General features: G+C 68.9%; 5 protein-coding genes. All 5 read right to left on the reverse strand.

Annotated elements, in window-relative coordinates; translation table 11 throughout:
• Positions 1 to 335: 335 nt before the first annotated feature.
• A complete protein-coding gene (locus QZ332_RS12900) occupies positions 336 to 1,256 on the reverse strand; it encodes a SpoIVB peptidase S55 domain-containing protein (protein ID WP_295766157.1) in 921 nt (306 codons plus the stop codon).
• Positions 1,257 to 1,662: 406 nt separating this feature from the next.
• On the reverse strand, positions 1,663 to 2,787 hold the full coding sequence (gene ftsZ / locus QZ332_RS12905) for a cell division protein FtsZ (protein WP_295766160.1): 1,125 nt from the start codon (positions 2,785 to 2,787) through the stop codon (positions 1,663 to 1,665).
• Between the two features lie 275 nt (positions 2,788 to 3,062).
• Positions 3,063 to 3,833 (reverse strand): cell division protein FtsQ/DivIB, encoded by a 771-nt coding sequence (locus tag QZ332_RS12910; RefSeq protein WP_295766161.1) that lies wholly within the window; start codon positions 3,831 to 3,833, stop codon positions 3,063 to 3,065.
• Between the two features lie 81 nt (positions 3,834 to 3,914).
• A complete protein-coding gene (murA, locus tag QZ332_RS12915) occupies positions 3,915 to 5,195 on the reverse strand; it encodes a UDP-N-acetylglucosamine 1-carboxyvinyltransferase (protein ID WP_295766163.1) in 1,281 nt (426 codons plus the stop codon).
• A gap of 61 nt (positions 5,196 to 5,256) precedes the next feature.
• On the reverse strand, positions 5,257 to 5,580 hold a 324-nt coding region (locus QZ332_RS12920), incomplete at its 5' end, for a glycosyltransferase (protein ID WP_295766165.1).

A 5,580-nucleotide genomic window follows, 5' to 3' on the forward strand; every position in this document is an offset into this window, starting at 1 on the left:
TTTTTTGAAAGTCCTGAAAACTATTTTATCGAAAACAAGAGGGACCCTTCCTGGGTCCCTCTCGTAACGCTCTTCCTTCCCGTCGATGGAGTCCCCTCTCCTTTTTCGACAGGCTGCGGGCCGCCCGTATGACGGGCGGCCCCGTTCCTTGGGGCCCTCCTGCCTGCCGGGAGCGGGAGGGGCCTTCCCCGGCCCCTCCCGTGACGCTTTCCCCCGTCGCTTCGATCCCCCGCGCCTCCCGGCAGTCTGAGCGGCCCCGTTCCATGGGGCCGCTCCTTTTGCGGTCCGGCGCTCTTCGTTCATAAGGAGGAGCGGCTCCTGCCGCTCCTCCTCCGTCAGCTCTCGGCCGCGGCCAGCATATTTTCGATCAAGATCCCATAACCTTTGGTCGGGTCGTTCAGCAGCACGTGGGTCACGGCCCCCACCAGCCGGCCGTTTTGGAGGATCGGGCTCCCCGACATCCCCTGGACGATGCCGCCGGTGGCCTCCAGCAGCGCCGGGTCCGTGACGGAGAGCACCAGGTCCCGCCCGTCCGCCGAGCCGGACGCCACTCTCACGATCTCGATCCCATACTCCCGGACCTCGTCGCCCTGGACGTTGGCCCGGATCGCCGCGGGGCCGGGCAGGGCCATGCCCGTGGGCACCGCCTCCGCGGCCGCAGGCGGCTCCTCCAGCCTGCCGAAGATGCCGCTGCTGGTGTTGGCGTACAGCGGTCCCAGGTCGCGGGTCAGGTCGAAATCCCCCCGCAGCTCCCCGGCGGCGCCCGCCTCGCCGCGCTTCACCGCCTTGACGGTGGAGGGCAGGACGGAACCGTTGGAGAAGGGCATCAGCAGCGCCGTGTCCGTATCCGTGACGCCGTGGCCCAGGGCCCCGAAGACGCCGGCGGCAGGATCGTAATAGGTCATGGTGCCGATGCCGGCCATGCTGTCCCGGACCCAGGCGCCGATGCAGTAGACGCCCTGCTCGTTCCGGGAGGGCTCCACCGACAAGGTCATATCGTCCCCGCCCCGGCTGATCTGCAGGTCCGCCGCGCCGCCGCCGCTCTTTTGCAGCAGGGACTGGAACTGCTCCGTGGAGGTCACGGCGTCGCCGCCGCATTTGACGATGACGTCCCCGGTGCGCAGGCCGCACTCCCGCGCGGGCGTGCCGCCGTCTGTGAGCTTCACCACCACGATGCCTCGGGAGAAGAGCTTGATGCCCACCGTGTGGCCCACCGGGACCAGCATCCGGGGCTCCGCCGCCTTGACGGCCGTCACCCCGGCACACAGCAAAAACGCAAGCGCCAGCGCCGCCCCGGCGCCCAGCGCCCGCCTCGCGGATCTTGAAGGTCCATACAAAAAAACCACCCCTTTCCGGCCTGCCGGGCGGCTGCCGGCGGATCGGGCGCGTCCCCCGGTGCATCGGAGGGACCGCGGCCGGACGGAAGGGGACGCCCCTCGCGAGGCGGTCCCCCTTCCCCGCCGTCGAGCCTCTGGCAGGCCGCTTTTCATGTCGAACGCCGTTTCCGGCCCGATTATCATTTGCGGAAAACGGCGATCCACCACAAGCAAAAAGCGGCAGCGCGCCCATGGCGGCGCTTGCCTGTCCCGCGGCCGCAGGGCATCGGAAAAGCCCCGGAGGCGATCGCCTCCAGGGCTTCCCAGTTCTTTCCTGAAAAATGGGTCAATCCCGTTTATTGAAGATCTTGAAGATGTCCTCGAAGGGATCGTCCTCCGAGACGTCCGGCTTGGGCAGGTCCTCCTCGCCCAGGGGCTCGGGCCCTGCGGCCGCCTCAGCCGCCTCCCCGGTCTTCCCGGCCTCTTCGGCCATCTTGCCCGGCAGCTGGCCCGGCTCCTTCTCGAAGCCCGTGGCGATGACCGTGACCCGGATCTCATCGTCCAGGGTCTCGTCGAAGGTGGCGCCGAAGATGACGTTGGCGTCGGGGTGGACGGCGGACTGGACCAGCCCGGCGGCCTGCTCGATCTCCTCCAGGCCGATGTCGGGAGAACCGGCCACGTTGATCAGGATGCCCCGGGCGCCGTTGATGCTGGTCTCCAGCAGGGGGCTGGAGATGGCCATCTTGGCGGCCTCCTCGGCCTTGCCCTTCCCGGCGGCGCGGCCCACGCCCATGTGGGCCAGGCCCGCGCCCTTCATGACGGCGGTGACGTCCGCGAAGTCCAGGTTGATGAAGCCCGTGTCCCGGATCAGGTCGGAGATGGACTGCACCGCCTGGCGCAGCACGTCGTCGGCGATCTCGAAGGCGTTGGCGAAGGTGATCTTCTGGTCCGTGGCGTGCTTCAGGCGCTCGTTGGGGATGATGACCAGGGAGTCCACCTTGGTCCGCAGCTCCTCGATGCCGCCCTCGGCCTGCTGCATCCGGCGGCGGCCCTCGAAGCCGAAGGGCTTCGTCACCACGCCCACGGTCAGGATGTCCAGCTCCTTGGCCAGCTCCGCCACGATGGGGGCCGCGCCGGTGCCGGTGCCGCCGCCCATGCCGGCGGTGATGAAGACCATGTCCGTCTCCTCCAGGGCCTTGGCGATCTGGTTGCGGCTCTCCTCGGCGGACTTGCGGCCCACCTCGGGGTCGGAGCCCGCGCCCTGTCCATGGGTCAGCTTCTCTCCGATCTGGATCTTATACGCGGCGCTGGAGACGTTCAGCGCCTGCTTGTCCGTATTCACGGCGACGAACTCCACGCCCTTCGTCCCGGAGCTGACCATGCGGTTCACCACGTTGTTCCCAGCGCCGCCGACGCCGATCACTTTGATATTGACGACGGTATCGGGGCTGGTCTCCAAACCAAATGCCATAGTGCTGCCTCCTGCTATCATTTGTGCGGACGCCCTGCCATGCGCTCCCATGGCGGACATTGACGCCCGCCGCCTCCCGCCCTGAGGCGGCGGGTCCCATCCATCATATCCCTACGCGCCCGGCTCCGCCTTCCATCCGGCGCCGGTCCCGCGGATGTCTGCCAATATCTTGCATTTATGCAAGCTCTTCCTTATTGTAAGCCACTTTTCCGCTCCGGTCAAGTGTCTGTTTCATTTTCGACGCAAATTCTCAAAAAATCCCGGCCAAGCCGCGCTCAGCGTACGTTTTGTATGATCCGGACCTCTTCGCTCTTCAGCTGCAGGTCGATGGTCCCGGTCATGTTGCTCTGGATCTTCTCGCTGGCCAGGGCCGCCGTCAGCTTCTCCAGCTCCCAGGCGTAATCCGCGCCGTAGGCCATCCGCACCGTGAAGCGGCCGATGTAGTCCATGTTCAGGGTGCCCAGGTCGTCCAGGCGGATGCCGTCCACGTTCTCCGTCAGCCCCGCGCCGTCCAGGGCCGCCAGCAGGTCCAGCAGGCTGCTCTGCTGGGAGGCGTACTCCGTGGCCAGGGCCAGCGGGGTCCCCACCGAGGGGGCCAGCAGCTCACAGCCGGAGATCCGGCCGTAGCCCCCCGCCTGTCCCTCCGGGAGCTGGTCCACGATCCGCCCGCTGGCGCTGATGAGCCAGGCGCTCCCCTCCTGCACCAGGGCGAAGGGCCGCCCGCTCTCATGGACCTCGATCAAAAGGGTGTCCGGCAGCTTCCGGTTCACCCGGATGTCCTCGATGTAGGGCAGCTCCCGGACGATGTTCCGGGCGATGTCATACTTGTTCAAAAGATACAGGTTGGACCCCGGCTCCACGCCGGAGGCCGTCTGGATCTCCTCCGCCGTATAGCGCTTCTGCCCGGTGACGACGATCTCGTCCACCCGGAAAAAGAGGGTCATGGCCGCGATGATGGCGCCGCAGATCGCCAAAACGGACAGCAGCTTATAGAGGAAGCCAAAGCTCCCCCGCCCCCGCCGTCTCGAATGTCTCCGTCTCGCCATGCTCCCGCTCCGATCTATCCTTGAGCGGCCCCGGCCGGGGGCCGCTCCGGGGACCGCCTCCGCGGTCCCCGCTCTTTCCTCTCATGCGTCCCACACGCTCTCCCCGTCCGGACGCCGGACGATGTCCGCCCCCAGGGCCCGGAGGTCCCGCGCGATGTCCTCATAGCCCCGGTCGATGTGGCCGATCTCCCGGACGGTGGTCTCCCCCTCCGCCGCCAGGGCCGCCACGCACAGCGCCGCCCCGCCCCGGAGGTCCGTGCACCGCACCGGCGCGCCGTGCAGGTCCTCCACGCCGTACACCACCGCCACCCGGCCCGAGACGCGGACGTCCGCGCCCATGCGGGTCAGCTCGTCGACGTGGCGGTAGCGGCTGGAGAACAGGTTCTCCTCGAACACCGTGGCCCCCCGGCTCCGCAGCAGCGCCGCCATCAGAAGGGCCTGGGCGTCGGTGGGGAAACCGGGATAGGGGGCCGTCCGCACCGGGCGGACCGCCGACAGGCGCCCCTCGCAGGCACAGGCGATGCCCGCCCCGTCCGAGAGGACGGAGCACCCCGCCTCCCGCAATACGGCGGTGACGGTGGACAGATGCTCCTCCTTCGCCCCCCGCAGGAAGATCTCCCCCCCGGCGGAGGCCGCCGCGCAGAGGTAAGTAGCCGCCGCGATCCGGTCCGGCATGACGGTATAAATACAGCCGTGGAGGGGCCTGCCGCCCTCGACGCAGACGGTGGAGGTCCCCGCACCGGAGACCCTGGCCCCGCAGGCGTTCAGGAACCCCTGGAGATCCACGATCTCCGGCTCCCGGGCGGCGTTGGCGATGGTGGTGGTGCCGGCGGCGGCGCAGGCCGCCAGCATCAGGTTCTCCGTGGCGCCTACGGAGGGCAGGCTCAGCACGATCTCCCGGCCCCGGAGGCGGGGGGCCCTGCAGTGGAGGACGCCGCCCGCGTCGTCGATCTCCGCCCCCAGGGCCCGCAGGCCCGAGAGATGGAGGTCGATGGGCCTGGGGCCCAGCTCGCAGCCGCCGGGGTAGCTCAGCTCCGCCTGGGCGCACCGGGCCAGCACGGCCCCCAGGAAGATGGCGGAGGACCGCATCTCCCGGCACAGCCGGTCCGAGATGGAGCAGGCGTCCACGTCCCGGGTGTCCACCAGGAGCGTGTCCGCCCCCTCCCAATGGACCTCACAGCCCAGTCCCCGCAGGATATGGACCGAGGCGTCCACGTCCCGCAGGCGGGGGCAGCTGCGCAGCTCTACCTCGTCCGCCGTCAGCAGCGTGGCCGCCAGGATGGGCAGGACGCTGTTCTTCGCCCCCTGGATGCCGGCCTCGCCCCGCAGGCGGCCGCCGCCTTTTATGACTAAATGGCTCATTTCCGTCCCTCCGCTCAAAGAATGGTTCACGAACCATCCTATGGGCCGAGGGGGGCCGTGGTTACTTCTCGATCGCGGCTACGGTCCGGTAGATGCGCTCCGCCGCGTCCCGGATGCCCAAGGAGGCCATGGCCTCCTCCATCGCCCGGAGACGGGCCCCGTCATGGAGGATGCCGCAGGCCGCCTGGAACAGCGCCTGGCCGGAGCAAGCCGGCTCCAGCAGCACCGCCGCCCCGCCGGCCTCCTCCAGCGCCCGGGCGTTCTTCTCCTGGTGGTTGTTGGTGACGTATGGGGACGGGACCATCAGGGCGGGCGTGCCCAGGGCCGTCAGCTCGCTGATGGTGGAGGCCCCGGCCCGGCAGATCACCAGATCCGCCGCCCGCAT

The sequence above is a fragment of the uncultured Oscillibacter sp. genome (assembly GCF_910584465.1).
Classification (GTDB): Bacteria; Bacillota; Clostridia; order Oscillospirales; family Oscillospiraceae; genus Oscillibacter.